This window comes from Pseudomonas sp. EZ-C24, assembly GCF_014525325.1.
In the GTDB taxonomy this organism is placed as follows: domain Bacteria; phylum Pseudomonadota; class Gammaproteobacteria; order Pseudomonadales; family Pseudomonadaceae; genus Aquipseudomonas; species Aquipseudomonas shirazensis.
This window is the reverse complement of the sequence record NZ_JACDIU010000016.1, coordinates 111677-131563: the sequence shown is the minus strand read 5'-3', so window position 1 is coordinate 131563 and position 19887 is coordinate 111677. Positions and strand designations below refer to the sequence as shown.

Here is a 19887-nt window from a genome sequence, read left to right as displayed (position 1 = left end):
GCGGCCCCGCCTGGCTAGCCGATCAGCGTGTAGCGATCCAGATCAGCAGGCCTGCCTGGAACACCGCAAAGGCCACCAGACAGGTGATGGTGAAGCGCAGCCCGCCGTCTTCGCGACGGTACTTGGCCACGCGTTCATCCCGCTCGCGGATCTGAGCTTCTTTCTCCAGCAAGGTCTGCTCGGCCTGTTGCAGCATGCCGGCCGATTCGAGGATGTCCACCCGCTGGACTTTCTCGGTGTTCCAGCCGCCCTTGAGCTGGCTGACGGCAAGCGCGGGCGTGCGCCCTTTGAGCAGTTGCCCTTCTACGTACTCGACTTCAACACCGACGCAGCGCAGCACATTGTCGCGGCGCAGGCGGGTGTCTTCGTTGAGTGCGTCCTTGTTTGGCAGTGCCACCGTCTCGATCTGGTAGTGCGACCAGTTGGCCTGCAGCCACTGCACCGCCTGAGCAAACAGAAACCGGCCCAGGCCGCGGTTGAGCGGCTCCATCTGCAGCCCGTTTTCGCTGCCAATCGAGACCCGTTGCAGCTGGTGATCGACGCGGATGTCGAGCTGATTCTGCTCTTTGCGCACCTTTTGTCCCGGCAGGGTGATCTGCATGCGCAGCAGGCTGTGCTCTTTGCTGTGGCGCTCGGCATAGCCAAACTGCACGAAACGCAGCGGTCGCGGGCCGGTGTGGCGGTCGGTGGGCAATGGCGCCAGGCGCAGCAACTGGAAGTGCTCGGCGGCCAGATCCGCCCAAGGCAGCGGGGCGCTCTCCGGGGCTTGCGGCTCTGCGGTCGCTTCGGCGGCTGGGGCATCGGTCATCACGGTCGTCCTCGAATCGGGGTCGGCCAGTCAAACGCGGGCCAATGCCTGCTTATCGGCAGGCGCAGGCAAGACCTGAGGGCGATCTACTCAGGCTGGTGGCAATTGCCGGATAAAAGCGACGATCCGCTGGCCAAGCTCGCGCGCCAGTGGCAGCTCTGGATTCTGGTAGGTTTCCCGCTGGCCACTGATGTCCCGCGGGCTGATGCGCAGGGTGTGGTTCATGCCATCGATCAACACCAGTTGCGCATCGGGCTTGGCCGCCTTGAGCAGCTCGGCGTCGGCCACATCCACCTGCACGTCGTTGCGGCCCTGGATGATCAGCGCCGGCACCTTGAGTTGGGCGAACGCTGCGGCCGGGTCCTGACGCAGCAGCGAGATCAAGTACGGCTGCACGGTCGGGCGGAATACCTGGCGCAGTGGCACCGGTACGTTGAGGCTGGTCTGCCCGGCCTGCAGGCTGTCGAGCAATGCGGTGCCCTGGGCCAGTTGCGCCGGCGCCAGGCGCTGGGCCAGTTGCTCACGGATGACCTCGGCCACCGGTCGCCCGCTGCCGGACAGGCTGATCACGGCGCTGGCGCCGGCTTGCTCAGCGGCCAGGGTGGCAATCAGCGCGCCCTCGCTGTGGCCGAGCAGAATCAGCGGGCCGAAGCGCGGGTCGGCCTTGAGCTCGTGCGCCCAGGCCACGGTATCGGCCACATATGCCTCGACGCTGAGGTTGCGTTCGTCTGGAGTCGCCGGCTGGCTGGCGGCCACGCCACGCTTGTCGAAGCGCACGCTGGCGATGTGTTCGCCGGCCAGCAGCAAGGCCAGCCGCTTGAGGTTGTCGATGCGCCCGCCCGCCGGGTTGTTGCCATCGCGGTCGGTCGGCCCGGAGCCGGCAATGATCAGCACCACCGGCGGCGGGGTGTCCTGTTGTGGCAACAGCAGGCTGCCGTACAGCACGCCATGGCCAGTATCGAGTTCGATCGGGCGTTGCAGAACGGTCGGGGCGGCGGCATTGGCGAGGGTGCTGCACAGCAGCAGAAGCAGGGCGGTGAGGCGCAGCATGGGCAGGGCTTCGTAGTGAGTTGAGGGTTTGACCCAGCGCTCTGACGAAGGTTCTGGCCGCTGCAGGCAACAAATCAGCCCGCAGACTCGTCGCAAGGCGGCTGCTTTCCGTATACTGCCCGCTGCACCCCATTCAGGCTGATTTCGCGGAGCGTCCATGTCCGGCAATACCTACGGCAAGCTGTTCACTGTTACCACCGCTGGCGAAAGCCATGGCCCGGCGTTGGTCGCCATTGTCGATGGGTGTCCGCCAGGTCTGGAAATTTCCCAGGCCGACCTGCAGCGCGACCTCGACCGGCGCAAGCCTGGCACCAGCCGTCACACCACCCAGCGCCAGGAGCCGGACGAAGTCGAAATCCTCTCCGGCGTGTTCGAAGGGCGCACCACCGGCTGCTCGATCGGCCTGCTGATCCGCAACACTGACCAGAAGTCCAAAGACTACTCGGCGATCAAGGACCTGTTCCGCCCGGCCCACGCTGACTACACCTATCACCACAAATACGGTGAGCGTGATTACCGTGGTGGCGGGCGCAGCTCGGCCCGCGAAACGGCCATGCGTGTAGCGGCAGGTGCCATCGCCAAGAAATACCTGGCCGGCCTTGGCATCACCGTGCGTGGCTACATGAGCCAGCTCGGCCCGATCGAAATCCCGTTCAAGACCTGGGACAGCGTCGAAGACAACGCCTTCTTCAGCCCCGACCCGGACAAAGTACCGGAGCTCGAGGCCTACATGGACCAGCTGCGCCGCGACCAGGACTCGGTCGGGGCCAAGATCACCGTGGTTGCCGAAGGCGTCATGCCTGGCCTGGGCGAGCCGATCTTCGATCGCCTCGATGCCGAACTCGCCCACGCGCTGATGAGCATCAACGCGGTCAAAGGCGTGGAAATCGGCGCCGGCTTTGCCAGCGTCGCCCAGCGCGGCACCGAGCACCGTGACGAGCTGACCCCGCAAGGCTTCCTCAGCAACAATGCCGGCGGCATTCTCGGCGGGATCTCCTCGGGCCAGCCGATTGTCGCCCACCTGGCCTTGAAGCCGACCTCGAGCATCACCACCCCAGGCCAGTCGATCGATATCCATGGCAATCCGGTGGAGGTCATCACCAAGGGTCGCCATGACCCGTGCGTTGGCATCCGCGCCACGCCGATCGCCGAGGCGATGATGGCCCTGGTGCTGATGGACCATCTGCTGCGCCACCGCGCGCAAAACGCCAATGTGCAGGTAACGACCCCGGTCCTGCGCCAGCTGTAAATTTCGCTCGCCACGGGCGGCCTGCGTGCGGGCCGCCAACGGCAGTACATGACGACCCCGCCCATGCCGCCCATCCCGTACTGGCGCCTGTCCAGTTTCTACCTCTGTTACTTCGCATTGCTCGGCTCTACTGCGCCGTTTCTGGCGCTGTATTTCGATCATCTGGGATTTTCTCCGGCGCGGATTGGCGAGTTGGTCGCGATCCCCATGCTGATGCGCTGCGTGGCGCCCAACCTGTGGGGTTGGCTGGGTGATCGCAGCGGTCAGCGGCTGTTGATCGTGCGCCTCGGCGCGCTGGCGACCCTGGCCAGTTTCTCGTTGATCTTCTTCGGCAAGAGCTACGCCTGGCTGGCGCTGGTGATGGCCCTGCATGCGTTCTTCTGGCATGCGGTACTGCCGCAGTTCGAGGTGATTACGCTGGCCCACCTACATGGCCAGACCTCGCGCTACAGCCAGGTGCGGCTGTGGGGCTCGATCGGCTTTATTCTGGCGGTGGTGGGACTGGGCCAGTTGTTTGAATGGTTGAGCCTGGATATCTACCCGCTGGCGCTGGTGGCGATCATGGCCGGGATTTTCGGCGCCAGCCTGTGGGTGCCTAACGCCCAGCCGGTGGAGAACGCCGAACGCAGCAGGGCAGGGGGATTCGGTCGCCAGCTACTGGCGCCAGGGGTGATTGCCTTTTATCTGTGCGTGGCGTTGATGCAGCTCAGCCACGGCCCGTACTACACCTTCCTCACCCTGCACCTGGAGCATCTGGGTTACAGCCGCGGCAGCATCGGTTTGCTGTGGGCACTCGGGGTTGTTGCGGAAGTGCTGATGTTCATGGCCATGAGCCGACTGTTCGCGCGCTTCTCGGTGCGCCAGGTGCTGCTGGTCAGCTTTGTTCTGGCGGGCTTGCGCTGGCTGCTGTTAGGTAGTCTGGCCGACCATGCTGGCGTGCTGATCGTTTCGCAGTTGCTCCACGCGGCCACCTTCGGCTGCTTCCATGCCGCCTCGATCGCCTTCGTCCAGGCCAGCTTCGGCGCCCGCCAGCAAGGCCAGGGCCAGGCGCTGTATGCGGCGCTGTCCGGCACTGGCGGCGCGCTTGGCGCATTGTATGCGGGCTACAGCTGGAACCTGTTGGGCCCCGACTTCACCTTTGGTATGGCCAGCGTCGCAGCCTTTGCCGCAGCCGGTATCATTGCCACTCGAATGACCGATAGCAGGAACAGCCCCTGATGAGCATCCTCAGTGTTTTCCACCCCTCCAGCCCCGGCCAGCCGAACAAGGTTCTGACCCACCACGACGACATCGCCGCCACCTTGGCCGAGCATGGCGTGCATTTTGCCCGGCAACCTGCAGATGTACGTATTCGTCCAGGTACGCCGGATGATCAGGTGCTCGATGCCTGGCGTGAGCCGCTCGATCAGTTGCTGACCGCCAACGGTTTCAGCGCGGTCAGCCTGCTCAATCAGGCAGGTGCCATCGAGTCGCAGATCGACCTGCGCGACGAGCATGTGCACAGCAGCGACGAGCTGTTCGCCGTAATCAGCGGACGTGCTCAAATGGCTCTGCGTCTAGGCGAATTTGTTTTTGCGGTGGTATGTGAGAAGGGCGATGTGTTGCACGTGCCGGCACAGACGCGACGCTGGATTGATCTGGGTAACTCGCCGTTTTGCCTGGCAGCGCGATTGTTCCGCGATCAGCAAGGTGTGCAAGCACAATTCACCGGGGATCCGGCAGCAAGGGAATTTTTGGGGATGGACGAACTCTGAAGGGTAGTGCTGGCGAGGATTGCGCCCTCGCCAGCGCTGCAAGGCTGCTCCTGTAAGGCCTGAACAGGCTGTGCAGGATCAGCTTCGCGGAGGTGCTTTTTGCTTAGCGATAAGTCGGCAGTGCAAAGCGCTGCTGGCTTTGCAGCATATTGATCATCGGCAGTTCGCTGGCTTGTTCAGCCAGGTCGCGGCGGATAGCGCTGATGGCCCACGACAGCTGCTCGGCACTGTGCATTTGACCGTAGGTCAGTACACGGCGGGTAACTTTGCCATCGGCAGCACGCAGGGTCAGCAGGATACCGCCGTCAGGGCGTGGCTGAGTGTTGACCGAGTAGGCGGAAAAGACCGAGGCGAATTTTTGCTGAATAAGGTCCATATCAACTCCTGGCTGAATGTGTGTGCAGACGTTGAGTTGATGGTTGCAGTGACCGTGCCAGCTTTTACCATGTAAAAAAACCCTTTAAAATCAGCAGCTTGAACCTATTATTGATTTTGCGCCTCGTGCAGTGTGCAAGGTCATGCAATTTGCACAGTGCATTTTGCAAGGTCATAGCCGCAGCCTCTTGCCCCCATAGAATCTGAACCTTTGACCCACTGGCAGTGCCTCACCAACACTTGGGCCATCCATTTTGCCAGGAGGTTACAGATGTCCGACCAACAGCCCGCCACCATGAATGACGATGAAGCAGCCGCATTTGCCGACGAGGTGTTCGACCGCGCCCGCCGTGGCGACGCCGACATGTTAGGGCGCCTGCTCGACAGCGGCCTGCCGGTCAACCTGCGTAACCACAAGGGCGATACCCTGCTGATGCTTGCCAGCTACCACGGCCATCATCAGGCCGTGCGCGTGCTGCTCGAGCACGGCGCCGATCCGCTGATTGCCAACGACAACGGCCAGTTGCCGATTGCTGGCGCGGCGTTCAAGGGTGACCTGCCGATGATCGAGCTGCTGATCGAGCATGGGGTACCGGTGGATGCCGCCGCTGCCGACGGGCGTACGGCGTTGATGCTGGCGGCAATGTTCAACCGCAGCGAAATTCTTGAGTTCCTGCTGGCCAAAGGCGCAGACCCGGTACGCCAGGATGTGCGCGGTGCCAACGCCCTGGCAGCAGCGCAGACCATGGGTGCGGCCGACACCGCAGCACGCTTGCAGGCGCTCGCCGGCTAACCCTCAGGGGGCGTTTGCGGCTATCCTTGGTGACATTTTTCACCTTGCAGAGCCCCCACATGAAAGACCAACTGCGCGAATTCATCAGCCTCATCGGTGCCGGCTGCATGCCCGATGACGAGATCGAGCGCATTGCCGACGAGGCCGCTCAGGCCTACGCCGACCCCGCCGCATTCCTCGCTGCCAACCCAGACATCAACTACGACGACAGCTACCCGATGCCGCTGGGCGAGTGGATCGTGCTCGGCAGCTTGCCGGAGACGGTGGTGTTCATCGGTGACAGCTATCAGGAGTTGTTCCAGGCGATCAGCGAGTCGTTCGACAGCAGCGTCGCCCTCAACCTCAAGCCCAAGCAACTGGCCAAGACCGAGGCGCTGACTGCGCTCAACCGCATTCAGGTGCAGATGGCTGCCTTGAACAAGGAAGCCGGCGGCTATGTACTGCTCAACTTCAGCCAGTTACTGGACGAGGAGCTGCAGATGGTCATGGTTGGCCAGCATGACCTGGCGCGGGTGCTGGAGCTGGGCCAGCAACTGAATATCAAGGTCGAGCCGGCACTGGAAGCCTTGAAGGTCGCCGTCCACGTCTGAGCCGGGGACCGCGCGCCGGGGTTAGCCCAGCGCGGTATCAAGAAACATCATCACCGCAAAGCCGCCCATCAAGCCCAGCGTTGCCGAAGTCTGGTGGCCATTGCGGTGGGTTTCGGGGATCACTTCGTGGGACACCACAAAGATCATCGCGCCAGCCGCCAGGCCCATGCTGATCGGGTAGGCCAGGGCAAAGCCGGTAGAGATGCCCAGGCCGATCACCGCGCCTAGCGGTTCCATCAAGCCCGAGCCGACAGCAACCAGCGCCGCTTTGAAGTTCGACAGCCCGGTCGCGCGCAGGGCCAGGGCGACTGCCAGGCCTTCGGGGATATCCTGAATGGCAATGGCGCTGGTCAGCGGCAGGCCGACAGCCATGTCGCCATTGGTGAAACTGACGCCGATGGCCATGCCCTCGGGCAGGTTGTGCAGGGTGATTGCCAGCACAAACAGCCACACCCGATTTATCCGCTCGGCCTCCGGCCCTTGCCGGCCGACGGTTTCGTGCTCATGCGGGGTGAAGCGGTCCAGGCCGAGCATCAGCAACACGCCCAGGCCCATGCCGACCACCACGGTCAGTGCTGCTGCTGCGCCGTTGCCGGTAATTTCCCGGGCTGCTTCCAGCCCCGGCAGAATCAACGAGAACGAACTGGCCGCGAGCATCATGCCGGCGGCAAAGCCGAGCATCACATCCTGGCTACGCGAGCTGACATCGCGCAGCACCACCGCCAATACCGCACCCAGCGCCGTCGCGCCAAAGCCGGCGAGGCCACCTAGGACGGCCAGGTGCAGGTTCTCCGAGTGATCGCCATTGACCGCATTCCACATGCTGGCGCCGAGCAAGCCGAGGATGGCCAGCAAGGCCACCCCCAGGCCGAAGCTCAGCCACGGCGACGCCTGCGCATGCTGGCGCAGACTACTGAACAGGCGGGAAACGGTCGGGCTGTCGACGGCGCTGTCGGTGTGAGCGGGGGGCATGCGAACCTCTGGGCAATGGATGAAGCAGTCTAAGCAGTGACCGCGCCTGCTCGCCAAGGATTCCCTTCTATCGACGTGATAGGCGACTATGCTCATCGGACATGACTTTATGGGGAGTACCTGCATGGGATCGACATTCAACGGCCTGATCGGCCTGATCATTCTTGCCCTGGACATCTGGGCGATCATCAATGTGGTCAAAAGCGGCGGGTCTACGGGCAGTAAATTGCTCTGGATCCTGCTGATTCTGGTGCTGCCGGTAGTGGGCCTGATCATCTGGGCCATCGCCGGGCCGCGCGGCAACGTGCGCGTCTGACCCTTGGGGGCAGTCAGCCCCGTGTCAGCGCGGGGCTGACTGCGCAGTCGCTGCTTCGTGACACAATTTTCACACTGGATTAACCAGAATCCGCGCCGCACAATGCCGCGTTTGCCCTATCGCCACGACCGCTGGCAGGGCTTATGGGCGCTGTCGCCTTCCCGCAAACTCCTAGGATCTCCCCATTCATGGCTAACACGGATGCCTTGAAACAACGGGCCGTGCCGGTTCGTTCCGCGCCAACCCTGCAATCGCACCTGGCCTACACCTTGCTCTGCGGCCTGGTCATCATGCTGATGCTCAGCCTGGTACGCCTTGGCCTGCTGGTCTACAACAGCGACATGATCGGCGATACGCCGTATTCCACGGTTGCCGAGGGCTTCCTCAATGGCCTGCGCTTCGACCTGCGGGTGGTGGTGTACCTGAGCATCCCGCTGCTGCTGGCGATCCTCAGCCCGGCCGCGATGGCAGCGCGTGGTGTATTCCGCGTGTGGCTGACGATCGCCTCGAGCGTGGTCATGTTCCTTGGCCTGATGGAGCTGGACTTCTATCGCGAGTTCCACCAGCGCCTCAACGGACTGGTGTTCCAGTACGTCAAGGAAGACCCGAAAACCGTCCTGAGCATGCTCTGGTACGGCTTCCCGGTGGTGCGCTATCTGCTCGCCTGGGTGATCGGCACCTGGCTGCTGAGCCTGTTGTTCAAAGGCATCGATCGGCTGACCCGGCCTGCCAGCGGCGCGCTGCACGGCAACCCGCGCCCGCCTGTGGCCTGGTATTACCGCCTGGCCGTATTCATGGTGATCCTGCTGATTGCCGTGATTGCCGCCCGTGGCACCCTGCGCCAAGGCCCGCCGATGCGCTGGGGCGACGCCTTCACCACCGACTCCAACTTCATCAACCAGCTGGGCCTCAATGGCACCCTGACCCTGATCGACGCTGCCAAGAGCCGCTTCGGCGAAGACCGCGCCAATGTCTGGAAGCCGGTGCTCGATCAGCAAGTGGCACAGCAAACTGTGCGTGACCTGCTGCTGACGCCGCACGACACCCTGGTCGATGCCGACGAAGCTGCGATCCGCCGTGATTTCGTACCGCCAGCCGAGCGCACCCTGCCGATCAAGAACGTCGTGGTGATCCTGATGGAGAGCTTTGCCGGTCACTCGGTGGGCGCGCTGGGCAGCCCCAACAACATCACGCCGTACTTCGACAAGCTGGCCAAGGAGGGTCTGCTGTTCGACCGCTTCTTCTCCAACGGCACCCATACCCATCAGGGCATGTTTGCCACCATGGCGTGCTTCCCCAACCTGCCAGGCTTCGAATACCTGATGCAGACCCCTGAGGGTGGCCACAAACTGTCCGGCCTGCCGGCGCTGCTCAGTGCCCGCGACTACGACGATGTGTACGTCTACAACGGCGACTTTGCCTGGGACAACCAGTCCGGTTTCTTCGGCAACCAGGGCATGACCACCTTTATCGGCCGTAACGACTTCGTCAATCCGGTGTTCTCCGATCCAACCTGGGGTGTGTCCGACCAGGACATGTTCGACCGTGGTGCCGAAGAGCTGGCAAAAAACTACGGCAAGAAACCGTTCTACGCCTTGCTGCAGACGCTTTCCAACCACACGCCGTACGCGCTGCCCAAAGACCTGCCGGTTGAGCCTGTGACCGGCCAGGGCCGTCTCGACGAGCACCTGACCGCCATGCGTTACTCCGACTGGGCGCTGGGCCAGTTCTTCGAGAAGGCGCGTAAAGAGCCGTACTTCAAGGAGACCCTGTTCGTCATCGTTGGCGACCACGGCTTTGGTAACCATCAACAGGTCACCGAGCTCGATCTGGGCCGCTTCAACGTGCCGCTGCTGTTGATCGGTCCGGGCATCCAGGAGAAGTTCGGCGCGGTCGACCACACCGTCGGCACCCAGGTCGACATCGTGCCGACCATCATGGGTCGCCTGGGTGGTCAGACCCGTCATCAGTGCTGGGGCCGTGACCTGCTCAACCTGCCGGAAGGCGACCAGGGCATGGGCATGATCAAGCCTTCGGGCAGCGAGCAGATCGTTGGCCTGGTCAAGGGCGACCGCATTCTGATCGAGTCCAAGGACATGACGCCGCGCATGTATCGCTACCAGCTGGGCAGCGAGTTCAAGGCCGAACTGATCGAAAGCCCGGATCAGCCCGAACTGCTGAAAAACCTCGAAGCCTACATCCAGACCGCTACCAAGAGCCTGCTCGACAACACCGCAGGCGTGGTCCACGGCACGCCCAAATAGGGCGCGCTGAGGCACCGTGAAGGGCTCGCCGGGTAACCGGCGGGCCCTTTTTCATGTGCGCCTGGCGAGCGCGCTGAACAACTTCTGCAGCCAGTGGTCAAGCTAGAACGGATGTCAGTCAATTCCGTATCCACCGAGGGTTATTCGATGAAAGAGTGGGAAGTCATCTTTGCCGACCAGAAAGGTGAACCGACGACGCTGCTGCTTACCGGCGATCAGCGTCCCAGTGATGAAGAGGCGGCACGCGCAATACGCACCAAGCTTTTTCCGCTTTTGAATGAACTGGATTTGAATGACTTCCAGGACCGTAGCGACGCGCCGACGGCACGCTGGCTCAAGGAGCAGAACGGCGTAACCATCAGCGACATCCGCGAACTGCCTTGAGCAGCCCCTCTGGCGTAGTGCTGCGATAAGCACTACGCTAGTCTCACGCATCGGCCTCTTCTGCGGGCCGACGCGGTTTTCTTCGCGTCTTGCATCAGCTCGATCAGCTCGGCTTGTTTGCGGCCCTTACCGGCGCCGGCAAGTGCGTAGTGCACGGAAAGTCTATCCATTGCATTATTCAGGAGGACGATTCATGAGCAGCCAGAACGACGACATCAGCAGCAATGTCCTGCGCCAGATGAAAGCTGGCGGTTTTGACTTCACCCAGATCCACCCCATCGAGTTCTATGCGGTATTTCCAGATGAAAGCGGCGCCCGCCAGGCGGCCGGGCGGTTTCGTGGCGAGTCGTTGAATGCTCAGGTACGAGAACGTGATGATGGCGGCTGGAACCTTGAGTTGAGCAAGATCATGTATGCAACCTACCGCGGCATCGGTGCCTTCGAAGAGGCCTTCGAGGGGGTGGTTTCGCCCCTCGGTGGCGAAGTCGAAGGCTGGGGCGTCAAGCACGAGCGGCAAACCGCTTAAGTGCCATGGCCATTCGCGAGTGCGCTCGCGAATGGCTCTACCTGCGGCTCACCCTTTGCGCTTGCTCATGTGCGTCAGGTACGCCAGCAGCGCGTCCAGTTCCTGTTCACTCAATACACTTTCGGCAAAGCCAGGCATTTTTGCCTGCGACCACTGGCGCAAGCTTTGTGGGTCGCGAATGTATTTGCGCAAAAACGCCGGCTGGAAGTACTCGGTAGGATTGTAGGGGCGATTCAGGTCCGGGCCGAACTGCGCATCACCGGCGCCATTGAGGCGGTGGCAGGCCATGCAGTTCTGTTGATACAGGGCAAAGCCCTGGCGTACCGGGTCGTCAATGGGCAGGCCGGCTTCGGGCAGCAGTGCCGGGAAGCGTTGCTCGACCGCTGCCAGGCGGCGAATGGTGGCGATCTGGAAGGGCCATTGCTCCGGGCGGATGGCACTGGCCTTAGGGTTGCTCCAGACCAGATAGAATGGCCCGGCGCTCGGCTGGTCTTTACCCAGTGCGGGCCATGACTTGGCGCTGTCCTCTACCGCCAGCCACGCCTGCGCGGGGCCATTGGCCAACAGCGGCGCAGCGGGCATCTCGGCAGCAAAGCCATCCAGCGCAATGGCCTGCAGGTGTTCGCCTGGCTGCACGCCCTCGAGCAACACAGCCAAGGGCACTACGCGGTAATGCATGGGCCGCTTGTAGGCGACGTCTGCCGGAATGTCGATATCACGTGCCTGCGGATGGGCAAGCAGCTCAGCAGTTTGCCAACGGCGCGTGCGCTCACCCAGCTCAAGGTTCAGCTGCGCCGCAGCCACGGGCAGGCTGAGCAGCAGTGCCAGCAGGGCGAAGGTGATGCGCATAGGTAATCTCCAACCGGTGAGATCGGCAGATTACCTACGCAGTGTCTGAAATAGCCACACAAGCTGTCAGCCAAACAGCCGAGAAAGGTTCGGCAAGATCAGCAGCAAGGTGGTAGCGAACAATATGAGTCCGGCTTGGCGTACTTTTGATTGTCTGAACATGGCGGACCGCCTTCTTGTTGTTATTCCTGAATAGCCGTTGGCTTCCCTTTGCCGGGTCGGGTCGATCACAGCGGCGTGGCTACACGCCGGTTCTGCTGGCCTCCTGCTTTTGGGTATACATCCAACAGTAGGGTGTAGGTTATGCATGTTTGAGAACCCTTTATTCTAAGTGCGGGCTTTGTCATTCAAGTTTCATTTAAGGCCACTTGCCAGCAGCCCGATATGTCTGGGCTAGACCGCTGCGCGATGGGGGTTACCAAGGGTGACACCCCTTACCGTTCGTCAGTACAGCCTACTTGCTTGTACGTGTCTTTCGCGGCAGTCTCTACAGCCAAACCCTCCTTGTGTCGTTCAGGACTATCGCTATGTCGTTACGCATCTGCATCCTTGAAACCGACGTCCTGCGGCCAGAGCTGACGGCGCAGTACCAGGGTTACGGCAGGATGTTCGAGCAGCTGTTCTTGCGTCAGTCGGTCAACCAGGCCGAGTTTCGTGTGTACAACGTGATGAACGGCGACTATCCCCCCGAGGGCGAGCGCTTCGATGCGTATCTGGTGACCGGCAGCAAGGCCGACTCATTCGGCGATGATCCGTGGATCCAGACCCTCAAGGCGTACCTGCTCAAGCTGTACGAGCGTGGTGACAAGCTGCTCGGTGTTTGCTTTGGCCACCAACTGCTGGCGCTGGTGCTCGGCGGCAAGGCCGAACGTGCCGACCGTGGCTGGGGCGTGGGCGTGCACCGCTACACCCTGGCTGCGCATGCGCCATGGATGGACCCGCAGGTAACCGAGTTGACCCTGCTGATCAGCCACCAGGATCAGGTCACTCAGCTGCCCAAAGGCGCCACGGTGATTGCTTCAAGCGATTTCTGCCCGAACGCTGCCTACCATGTGGGCGATCAGGTGCTGTGCTTCCAGGGCCACCCTGAGTTTGTCCATGATTACTCGCGGGCACTGCTCGATGCCCGCCAGGAGCATTTGGGGGACGAGGTTTACCAGCGCGCCATTGCCAGCCTCAAGCTGGAGCACCAAGGCGATCTGGTTGGCGAGTGGATGCTGCGCTTTGTTGCGCACGCACCGAGCGCCAAGGAAAGCGCCGCCTGAGGCAGTTGTCAGGAGCCGCCAGCGCGGCTCCTGCTTATCCCGCTACAGCCAACCCGAGCGCTTGAAACTGGCGAACAGCCCGGTGCAGCCGAGGCCGATCACGCTCAGCACGGCAAAGTAGCCGTAGTGCCAGCTTAGCTCGGGCATATTCTGGAAATTCATCCCGTAGATCCCGGCAATCGCCGTCGGGAACGCCAGGATCGCTGCCCACGCGGCGAACTTGCGCTGGGTAATGCTCTGGCGTGACGACTCCAGCAGCATGCCGATCTCGATGGTCTGGCTGGCGATATCGCGAATGCTCACCAGGTCTTCCATCTGCCGGGTGACGTGGATCTGCACGTCGCGAAAATACGGGCGCATGTTTTTGTCGATGAAGGGGAAGCTCAGCCGCTGCAGCTCTTCGCTGATTTCCACCATCGGCGCCACGTAGCGGCGCAGGCGCAGGATGTCGCGGCGCAGGCTGTGCAGGCGGCGGATGTCGTCTTCCATCAGCGAACTGCTGAGCACGCTCTGTTCCAGCTCCTCGATCTCGCCGTGGATCGCTTCGCTGACTGGCTGGTAATTCTCGGTGACGAAGTCGAGCAGGGCATACAGCACGAAGTCTTCACCGTGATCGAGCAGCAACGGTCGGGCTTCGCAGCGCTGGCGCACCAGCGCGTAGGATTTGGAGTGGCCGTTGCGGCAGGTGATGATGTAGCCGTTGCCGGCAAAGATGTGCGTTTCGATGAATTCCAGCTTGCCGTCCTGCCGCACCGGCGAATAGGTGACGATGAACAGCGCATCGCCGAAGGTTTCCAGCTTGGGCCGGCTGTGTTTCTCCAGCGCGTCCTCGATGGCCAGCTCATGCAGGTTGAACTGGCACTGCAGGCTGGCCAGCTCTTCGGCGCTGGGCGCTTCCAGGCCGATCCAGACGAAGTGGCCGGGCTTTTTCGCCCACTCACTGCCCTCGTCGATGCTGATGTTGGTGACCTTTCTTCCGGCGCTGTACACCGCCGCTGCGACGACTCGACCCATGGCTGTCCGCTTGTTCGGTTGACTATGTCGGACAGCTTGGTCGGTCTGCGCCGCGCAGGCAACCTCGGCGCGGGCTCAGAGGGCAAAGTCCTGGTCGAGGATGATCGCTTCGTCGAGCGCATCGAGCAGGTCCTTGCGCACTTTCAGCTTGGTTTTCTTGTGCGCATTCATGTTCAGTTTTTTCAGCGTATGGGCTGCGCTGGTGGCGGCTTCAAGCAATTGCTCGGCGGGTACCACCGCATCGAGGAAGCCAGCTTCGCGGGCGGCCTGCGGGTCGAACATCTCGGCGTTGATCACCGAGCGGTGGAAGGCCGAGCGGCGCAGGCGGTCGCGGGCCAGTTCGATGCCGGCGTGGTGCATGGTCATGCCGATGGCGACTTCGTTGAGGCCGATCTTGTACGGCCCTTCGACGCCGATGCGATAGTCGGCCGACAACAGCAGGAACGCCCCCTTGGCCACGGCATGGCCGGGGCAGGCGACGATCACCGGGAATGGGTGCGCGAGCAGGCGGCGGGCCAGGGTCGAGCCTGCGGTGACCAGCGAGACCGCCTGCTGTGGGCCCGAGGTCATTACCTTGAGGTCGTAGCCGCCGGAGAGAATGCCGGGCTGACCGGTGATGATCACCACAGCGCGCTCCACTACCGCACGATCAAGGGCGGCGTTGAATTCGGTGATCAGGTCTGGCGAGATGGCGTTGACCTTGCCGTTGTTCAGGGTCAAGGTGGCGATGCCGTCTTCGGCGTGGTAAGTGATCAGCTCGTTCATGGCAGAGTCCTTTAAGTGGCGTGGCGATGACGTTACCCAGCGCAGCTGCGCAGGTAAAGCAGCAAGGCTGACCGGTCAGTCAGCTGCGGCCATCGCGGCCACGGGTTGCGGCCGTGGCCGCCGTTGCGCGGGAAAAGCGCCGGGTACAATGGCAGCTTTGCCATCGGCCCCTGCAGCGATCCTCGGGTTTGCTTAAGCGCATGAAAATTCTGAAAAAAGCGCTTGCCAATACCCGACTCTTCGACTAAATTAGCGCGCCTCGACAGGCTGAATAGCTTGAAGAGAAACGGTGAAGTGTCCGAGTGGTCGAAGGAGCACGCCTGGAAAGTGTGTATACGAGAAATCGTATCAAGGGTTCAAATCCCTTCTTCACCGCCACATTCTACGAGAAGCCCTCGAACTGAAAAGTTCGGGGGCTTTTTGTTTTGGGCGCGGTTTGGCGGGCTGTACTTCACCTGCATGCGGTTGATGACCGCATGCAGGTCGACGCTGGGTTAAAAACTTACCGAAGCCGACAACCGAGCCGTACGCGGGGCGCCCTGGAACAGGTAGTTGTCGCCCAGATAATCGCCAGTGTCGCGCCAGTAGCGCTTGTCGAACAGGTTGTCGACGGTCAGGCGCAGTACCGTGTCATAGCCGCCGATGGCTGTGCGGTAGCGGCTGCCGAGATCGAACACGGTGTAGCCGCCGACTTCGACGTTACCGGCCTGGCTGGCGTACTTACTGGCGCTGTAACGGGCGCCGCCGAGCAGGGCCAGGCCGGGCACCGGCAGGGTGTATTCGGCGTGCAGCGCGGCGCGCACCTTCGGCACGTTGATCGCCTGGTGGCCTTCGTAAGCGTCGGTGCCGCTGTCTTCGACCCGCGCGCGAATAGCTGCGACGCTGGCTTGGAGTTGCAACTTCGAGGTGGCCCAACCGCTGGCGCCGAGCTCCAGGCCGGTGTTTTTTTGCTGGCCTTGCTGGACGTAGGTAAAGCCACCGACCTCAGGGCGAGCGTACTGGTAGGCCTGGCGGATCTGGAACAGCGCAGCGCTGAAGCTCATGCCTTGCCAGTCATGCTTGATGCCCAGTTCCAGTTGCCTTGAGAGCGTCGGGGCGAGGATTTCGCCGAGGTTGCTGGTGAACCACGGTGCCGTGCCCCCGGCCGAAAGGCCTTTGGAGTAGCTGGCGTAGACGGTGGTGTCAGGTTGCGGCTTGTAGATCAGCGCGGCGTTTGGGAGCAACTGGTATTGCTGAGTATGGCGGTTGAGTTCACCGGTCTCGAGCCAGGCCTTCTCATCCAGGCGCACTTCGCGAGCACCGAGCACGGTTTGCCAGTGCTCATTGAAAGTGATGCGGTCACTGAAGAACACACCGTATTGGCGGCTATCCAGGCGGCGTTGGCTGGCGCCAACCGGCAAATCTGACGGGTTGGCTGCTGGCGCACCCGTTTCGATGTTGCCGTTGCCGACATCGATGTTGTAGTACGGGCGCTGGTCCACGGTGCGCCGTTGGGCGCTGGTGCCGACGGTCAACTCATGACCTAACCCCAACGCATCGAAGCGCCCATTGAGCATCGCCTGCGCCTCATCGGTACGACGGGTGTCGTCCGGGCTGCGGTAGTCGTAGATGTCATAGTCGCCGTCTGGGCTGAAATGCGACTGCATGCCATCTTCACTGCCCCAGGCAAATGCACTGTAGTCATCAATCACCACCTTGCTGCGCGAAGCACTCAGCGTGCCGCTCCAGTCGTCATTGAAGCGGTACTCGAAGCGCCCGCCAAGGTTCAGCGAATCGTTCTGCACGGGCTTGGCCCATTGCTGATAAGCAAGCCGATCACTCGGATCGACCCCATGCGGCACTGCGCTGCCACCAAGCAGCTGATAACCCGGCACTGAGCGCTGCTCGCGGTGCTGATACTCGGCGTCCAGCTGCAAGGTGGCGTTGCTGCTGATCTGCCAGTCAAACGCCAACGAGGCAAAATCACGCTTGCCGTCGGCGTGGTCGACATACGAGCGAATGTCCTCGTGGGCGAGGTTGGCGCGCAGGCCGAACTGGCGCTCGCTGCCGAACCAGCCGCCAACGTCAGTGGCCAGATAGCGCTCGCCGTGTTCGTTGGTCGAGACGCTGACGCTGCGCACATCGGCGGCGCGTTTGGTCACGTAATTGATCAGGCCGCCCGGCTCGGAGACGCCACTCTGCAAACCGGACAAGCCCTTGAGCAGTTCCACCTGCTGCTTGTTCTCCAGTGCGACGTTCTGCTCGCCGGCGATGGTCTGGCCGTTGATCTTGTAGCTGCTGGCAGCATTGAGCTCGAAGCCGCGCACGTTGAAGTTTTCGTAGTAGCCAATCGGCGCATAGCTTTCGCCCACCGAGGCATCGCTTTGCAGCACTTCGCTGAGCTTGCGCACCTGGCGGTCTTCCAGCAGTTGCTGGCTGAATACGCTGATCGAGGCCGGGGTGTCGAGCAGCGCCGCTGGCTGCCAGCCGCCGACCTGCGCCTGGCGCACCTGATAACCGTCGCTGGCGGAAACATCGGTCACCTGCAACGGCGCCAGGGTCACGCCGTCAGCGAGGGCCTGCCCGCTGTGCAGAGCAAGGCCAAGGCTGAGCAGGCTCAGGGGCAGGCGAGGGCGAAGCGAGGTCATGCAGGGCTCCTGGAAAAACGCGCGCGCGGCACCGCTGCGCCGAGGGCAGGCGGGGCGTGGCAGCGGCAGCGGGCAGCCTGCTGGTGTTGCGCCAGGCAGGCGAAAAAGGGGCGCCATGGTAGCAGGCGCAGCAGCGCCGGGCGCCCCTATTTCAGAGGCGCCCGTTCAGAGAAACGATTGAGCTGGCAGATAATTCAGCTCGCGGCAGCCGACGGGCGTGGCGGCTGCAGCTTGCGCCTGCGCTCGGCCAGAACCCACACCAGCAAGGCCAGCGTGCCGATCAGGATCCCGGCGACGACGATGGCTTTCCAGCCGCTGTACTCGAACAACTGCGTCCCCAGCAGTGAGCCCAGCGCGCCGCCGATGAAGTAGCAGGTGATGTAGCCGGCATTGAGCCGGGTGCGGGCCTCGGGACGCAGGCTGATCACGGCGTTCTGGTTGCTGACATGTACCAGTTGTACCGCCAGATCAAGCAGCAACACACCGATCAGCAGGGCCACCAGCGACTGTTCGGCAAAACCCAGTGGCAGCCACGACAGCACCAGCGCACTCAGGCCCACGGTAGTGCCGAGGGCACCCTTGCCGCGGTCGGCCAGGCGCCCGGCCCAGTTCGCTGCCAGGGCACCGGCAGCCCCGGCCAGGCCAAACAGGCCGATGGCCGCCTCGCCATAGTGGTAGGGCTCGCGCACCAGCAAAAACGCCAGTGGGGTCCAGAACAACGCAAACAGGCTGAACGCCAACAGCCCCAGCAACGAGCGCAGGCGCAGCACCGGCTCTTCGGCGAACAGGCGAAACACCGAGCCAATCAGTGCCGGGTATTTCAGCCCAGCGTGGCTCTTGTGCTGCGGCAGGCTGCGGTATAGCGCGATGGCGCTGATCGCCATCAACACTGCCGCCAGCACATAGATGCTGCGCCAGCCGCCCAGCTCGGCCATGAAGCCCGCAGCGGTGCGCGCCAGCAGGATTCCCAGCAGCAGCCCGCTCATCAAGGTGCCGACCGCGCGGCCGCGTTGTTCGGGGGCGGCCAGGCTGGCGGCCATCGGCACCAGAATCTGCGCCACCACCGAAAACAATCCGGTCAGCGTGGTGCCGACCAGCAACCAGGCCAGGTTCGGGGCGCAGGCACTGATGACCAGGCCGACCGTGGCGATGGCAATCATGCACACGATCAGCCGCCGTTGCTCGAACATGTCGCCCAGCGGCGCCAGCAGCAGCAGGCCGGCGCCGTAGCTAAGCTGCGCAGCGATGACGATGGTGCCGGCGCTGGCTGTGCTCAGGCCAAACTGTTCGGCGATGCTGTGCAGCAAAGGTTGCGCGTAATAGTTGCTGGCAACGGCCAGGCCGGTGGCGGTCGCCATCAGCAGGATGAGGGCGCGACTCAAGGTCGGGGAGGGCATGGCAGGTCCTTTGCTGGCAGTAAAAAGTACATCGAGTATTGGGGCTGCGTTGGCCCCATCCCAATTCAATTGCTGCATGGTAGCGATTACCAGGCGACCCCGTCGCGCTGTCTGGCGCAACGGGGCAGGTACTCAGGCCGAAAAGCCGCCATCCACGGTCAGGCTGGCGCCGGTGATGTAGCCCGCTTCGGGGCCGGCCAGATAGGCGACAAAGCTGGCGATTTCCTCGGCGTGGCCATAACGGCCGACGGCCATCAACGGGATCAGGCTGTCGGCAAAGTCGCCATCGGCCGGGTTCATGTCGGTATCCACTGGCCCTGGCTGCACGTTGTTGACGGTCACGCCCTGCGGGCCGAGGTCGCGTGCCAGGCCTTTGGTCAGGCCAACCAGCGCTGACTTGCTCATGGCATACGGGGCGCCGCCGGCAAACGGCATGCGCTCGGCATTGGTGCTGCCGATATTGATGATCCTCCCGCCCTGGCCCAGGTGCGGCGCTGCAGCCTGACTGGCGACGAACACGCTGCGCACGTTGACCGCGAGCATGCGGTCGAACTCGGCCAGATCGAACTCGGCGACGGGTGCAACGGCGAGCACGCCGGCGTTGTTGACCAGGATATCCAGCCTGCCGAAGGCGTCGACGGTGTTCTTTACCGCTTGCTGGACGGCGCTGGCATCGGCGCTGTCTGCGCGCAGCGCCAAGGCCTTGCCGCCGGCGCTATTTATCTCTTCGGCCAAGGCCTGGGCAGGCCCGGCGGAGCTGACGTAGGTGAAGGCCACCTGTGCGCCTTGCAGCGCCAGGCGGCGCACGATGGCTGCACCGATGCCACGCGAACCGCCTTGGACCAAAGCGACTTTGCCGGTGAGGGTGAGGGAACTGGACATGGGCGAA

Annotated in this window: 20 protein-coding genes and 1 tRNA gene; 11 read left to right on the top strand and 10 right to left on the bottom strand. The window is 62.8% G+C overall.

The annotated features are described in order from the left end of the window. Positions 1-22: 22 nt before the first annotated feature. Entirely contained in the window at positions 23-808 is a 786-nt protein-coding gene (locus IDM28_RS16820; RefSeq protein WP_101321597.1) for a hypothetical protein, read from the bottom strand. A gap of 90 nt (positions 809-898) precedes the next feature. Then, a complete protein-coding gene (locus IDM28_RS16815; RefSeq protein WP_188036508.1) occupies positions 899-1858 on the bottom strand; it encodes an alpha/beta hydrolase in 960 nt (319 codons plus the stop codon). 157 nt (positions 1859-2015) lie between these two features. Between IDM28_RS16815 and aroC the strand changes: the two genes are divergently transcribed. The 3 genes from aroC to IDM28_RS16800 all read left to right on the top strand — a co-directional run bounded on the left by aroC (position 2016) and on the right by IDM28_RS16800 (position 4861). After that, positions 2016-3107 (top strand): chorismate synthase, encoded by a 1092-nt coding sequence (gene aroC / locus IDM28_RS16810; protein ID WP_101321595.1) that lies wholly within the window; start codon positions 2016-2018, stop codon positions 3105-3107. Positions 3108-3170: 63 nt separating this feature from the next. Next, on the top strand, positions 3171-4325 hold the full coding sequence (locus IDM28_RS16805) for an MFS transporter (protein WP_188036507.1): 1155 nt from the start codon (positions 3171-3173) through the stop codon (positions 4323-4325). Then, the gene (locus tag IDM28_RS16800) at positions 4325-4861 is read left to right on the top strand and encodes an oxidase (protein WP_188036506.1); all 537 of its coding nucleotides are present in this window, start codon (positions 4325-4327) and stop codon (positions 4859-4861) included. The genes IDM28_RS16805 and IDM28_RS16800 overlap by 1 nt, the downstream gene beginning before the upstream one ends. A gap of 103 nt (positions 4862-4964) precedes the next feature. Here the strand turns inward: IDM28_RS16800 and IDM28_RS16795 are convergent, their stop codons facing one another. Then, positions 4965-5237: a DUF3509 domain-containing protein gene (locus IDM28_RS16795; protein ID WP_101321592.1), complete on the bottom strand. Its 273-nt coding sequence runs from the start codon at positions 5235-5237 to the stop codon at positions 4965-4967. A gap of 270 nt (positions 5238-5507) precedes the next feature. Here IDM28_RS16795 and IDM28_RS16790 point away from each other — a divergent pair, with 270 nt between their 5' ends. Next, positions 5508-6029 (top strand): ankyrin repeat domain-containing protein, encoded by a 522-nt coding sequence (locus tag IDM28_RS16790; RefSeq protein ID WP_101321591.1) that lies wholly within the window; start codon positions 5508-5510, stop codon positions 6027-6029. Positions 6030-6088: 59 nt separating this feature from the next. Continuing rightward, positions 6089-6619 (top strand): hypothetical protein, encoded by a 531-nt coding sequence (locus IDM28_RS16785; RefSeq protein WP_101321590.1) that lies wholly within the window; start codon positions 6089-6091, stop codon positions 6617-6619. A 21-nt stretch (positions 6620-6640) separates the two neighbouring features. Here IDM28_RS16785 and IDM28_RS16780 read toward each other — a convergent pair whose 3' ends face one another. Further along, positions 6641-7591 carry a ZIP family metal transporter gene (locus IDM28_RS16780; RefSeq protein WP_101321589.1) on the bottom strand — a complete coding sequence of 317 codons (951 nt, stop codon included), beginning with the start codon at positions 7589-7591 and terminating at the stop codon, positions 6641-6643. A gap of 124 nt (positions 7592-7715) precedes the next feature. Between IDM28_RS16780 and IDM28_RS16775 the strand changes: the two genes are divergently transcribed. The 4 genes from IDM28_RS16775 (at position 7716) to IDM28_RS16760 (ending at position 11081) form a co-directional block, all read left to right on the top strand. Then, a complete protein-coding gene (locus IDM28_RS16775; protein WP_101321588.1) occupies positions 7716-7907 on the top strand; it encodes a PLDc N-terminal domain-containing protein in 192 nt (63 codons plus the stop codon). 188 nt (positions 7908-8095) lie between these two features. Further along, positions 8096-10171 carry an LTA synthase family protein gene (locus tag IDM28_RS16770; protein WP_101321587.1) on the top strand — a complete coding sequence of 692 codons (2076 nt, stop codon included), beginning with the start codon at positions 8096-8098 and terminating at the stop codon, positions 10169-10171. Between the two features lie 147 nt (positions 10172-10318). Beyond that, positions 10319-10555, top strand: a complete 237-nt coding sequence (locus IDM28_RS16765; protein ID WP_101321586.1) for a hypothetical protein — start codon at positions 10319-10321, stop codon at positions 10553-10555. Positions 10556-10748: 193 nt separating this feature from the next. Continuing rightward, complete coding sequence (locus IDM28_RS16760) at positions 10749-11081, top strand: ribonuclease E inhibitor RraB (protein ID WP_101321585.1); 333 nt, start codon at positions 10749-10751, stop codon at positions 11079-11081. 48 nt (positions 11082-11129) lie between these two features. Here the strand turns inward: IDM28_RS16760 and IDM28_RS16755 are convergent, their stop codons facing one another. Continuing rightward, on the bottom strand, positions 11130-11930 hold the full coding sequence (locus IDM28_RS16755; protein WP_188036505.1) for a cytochrome c: 801 nt from the start codon (positions 11928-11930) through the stop codon (positions 11130-11132). Positions 11931-12457: 527 nt separating this feature from the next. Here IDM28_RS16755 and IDM28_RS16750 point away from each other — a divergent pair. Next, on the top strand, positions 12458-13195 hold the full coding sequence (locus IDM28_RS16750; RefSeq protein ID WP_103438161.1) for an amidotransferase: 738 nt from the start codon (positions 12458-12460) through the stop codon (positions 13193-13195). Between the two features lie 42 nt (positions 13196-13237). Here the strand turns inward: IDM28_RS16750 and IDM28_RS16745 are convergent, their stop codons facing one another. Together IDM28_RS16745 and IDM28_RS16740 are read right to left on the bottom strand one after the other, a co-directional pair. After that, entirely contained in the window at positions 13238-14209 is a 972-nt protein-coding gene (locus IDM28_RS16745; RefSeq protein WP_101321582.1) for a magnesium and cobalt transport protein CorA, read from the bottom strand. A 75-nt stretch (positions 14210-14284) separates the two neighbouring features. Then, a complete protein-coding gene (locus IDM28_RS16740) occupies positions 14285-14974 on the bottom strand; it encodes a crotonase/enoyl-CoA hydratase family protein (protein WP_150570110.1) in 690 nt (229 codons plus the stop codon). A 288-nt stretch (positions 14975-15262) separates the two neighbouring features. Between IDM28_RS16740 and IDM28_RS16735 the strand changes: the two genes are divergently transcribed. Continuing rightward, a tRNA-Ser gene (locus tag IDM28_RS16735) sits at positions 15263-15352 on the top strand. Positions 15353-15468: 116 nt separating this feature from the next. Here IDM28_RS16735 and IDM28_RS16730 read toward each other — a convergent pair. From IDM28_RS16730 to IDM28_RS16720, 3 genes are all read right to left on the bottom strand, one after another. After that, complete coding sequence (locus IDM28_RS16730; protein ID WP_188036504.1) at positions 15469-17601, bottom strand: TonB-dependent siderophore receptor; 2133 nt, start codon at positions 17599-17601, stop codon at positions 15469-15471. 194 nt (positions 17602-17795) lie between these two features. Then, on the bottom strand, positions 17796-18998 hold the full coding sequence (locus tag IDM28_RS16725; RefSeq protein WP_150570112.1) for an MFS transporter: 1203 nt from the start codon (positions 18996-18998) through the stop codon (positions 17796-17798). A 132-nt stretch (positions 18999-19130) separates the two neighbouring features. Next, the gene (locus IDM28_RS16720) at positions 19131-19880 is read right to left on the bottom strand and encodes a 3-oxoacyl-ACP reductase family protein (protein ID WP_188036503.1); all 750 of its coding nucleotides are present in this window, start codon (positions 19878-19880) and stop codon (positions 19131-19133) included. Between the last annotated feature and the right edge of the window lie 7 nt (positions 19881-19887).

Coding starts and splice junctions, on each gene's coding strand:
- IDM28_RS16740 (WP_150570110.1), bottom strand. CDS start 14,974: ATGAACGAGCTGATCACTTACCACGCCGAAGACGGCATCGCCACCTTG.
- IDM28_RS16805 (WP_188036507.1), top strand. CDS start 3,171: ATGCCGCCCATCCCGTACTGGCGCCTGTCCAGTTTCTACCTCTGTTAC.
- IDM28_RS16720 (WP_188036503.1), bottom strand. CDS start 19,880: ATGTCCAGTTCCCTCACCCTCACCGGCAAAGTCGCTTTGGTCCAAGGC.
- IDM28_RS16800 (WP_188036506.1), top strand. CDS start 4,325: ATGAGCATCCTCAGTGTTTTCCACCCCTCCAGCCCCGGCCAGCCGAAC.
- IDM28_RS16755 (WP_188036505.1), bottom strand. CDS start 11,930: ATGCGCATCACCTTCGCCCTGCTGGCACTGCTGCTCAGCCTGCCCGTG.
- IDM28_RS16815 (WP_188036508.1), bottom strand. CDS start 1,858: ATGCTGCGCCTCACCGCCCTGCTTCTGCTGCTGTGCAGCACCCTCGCC.
- IDM28_RS16725 (WP_150570112.1), bottom strand. CDS start 18,998: ATGCCCTCCCCGACCTTGAGTCGCGCCCTCATCCTGCTGATGGCGACC.
- IDM28_RS16760 (WP_101321585.1), top strand. CDS start 10,749: ATGAGCAGCCAGAACGACGACATCAGCAGCAATGTCCTGCGCCAGATG.
- IDM28_RS16790 (WP_101321591.1), top strand. CDS start 5,508: ATGTCCGACCAACAGCCCGCCACCATGAATGACGATGAAGCAGCCGCA.
- aroC (WP_101321595.1), top strand. CDS start 2,016: ATGTCCGGCAATACCTACGGCAAGCTGTTCACTGTTACCACCGCTGGC.
- IDM28_RS16750 (WP_103438161.1), top strand. CDS start 12,458: ATGTCGTTACGCATCTGCATCCTTGAAACCGACGTCCTGCGGCCAGAG.
- IDM28_RS16780 (WP_101321589.1), bottom strand. CDS start 7,591: ATGCCCCCCGCTCACACCGACAGCGCCGTCGACAGCCCGACCGTTTCC.
- IDM28_RS16745 (WP_101321582.1), bottom strand. CDS start 14,209: ATGGGTCGAGTCGTCGCAGCGGCGGTGTACAGCGCCGGAAGAAAGGTC.
- IDM28_RS16820 (WP_101321597.1), bottom strand. CDS start 808: ATGACCGATGCCCCAGCCGCCGAAGCGACCGCAGAGCCGCAAGCCCCG.
- IDM28_RS16730 (WP_188036504.1), bottom strand. CDS start 17,601: ATGACCTCGCTTCGCCCTCGCCTGCCCCTGAGCCTGCTCAGCCTTGGC.
- IDM28_RS16765 (WP_101321586.1), top strand. CDS start 10,319: ATGAAAGAGTGGGAAGTCATCTTTGCCGACCAGAAAGGTGAACCGACG.
- IDM28_RS16770 (WP_101321587.1), top strand. CDS start 8,096: ATGGCTAACACGGATGCCTTGAAACAACGGGCCGTGCCGGTTCGTTCC.
- IDM28_RS16785 (WP_101321590.1), top strand. CDS start 6,089: ATGAAAGACCAACTGCGCGAATTCATCAGCCTCATCGGTGCCGGCTGC.
- IDM28_RS16795 (WP_101321592.1), bottom strand. CDS start 5,237: ATGGACCTTATTCAGCAAAAATTCGCCTCGGTCTTTTCCGCCTACTCG.
- IDM28_RS16775 (WP_101321588.1), top strand. CDS start 7,716: ATGGGATCGACATTCAACGGCCTGATCGGCCTGATCATTCTTGCCCTG.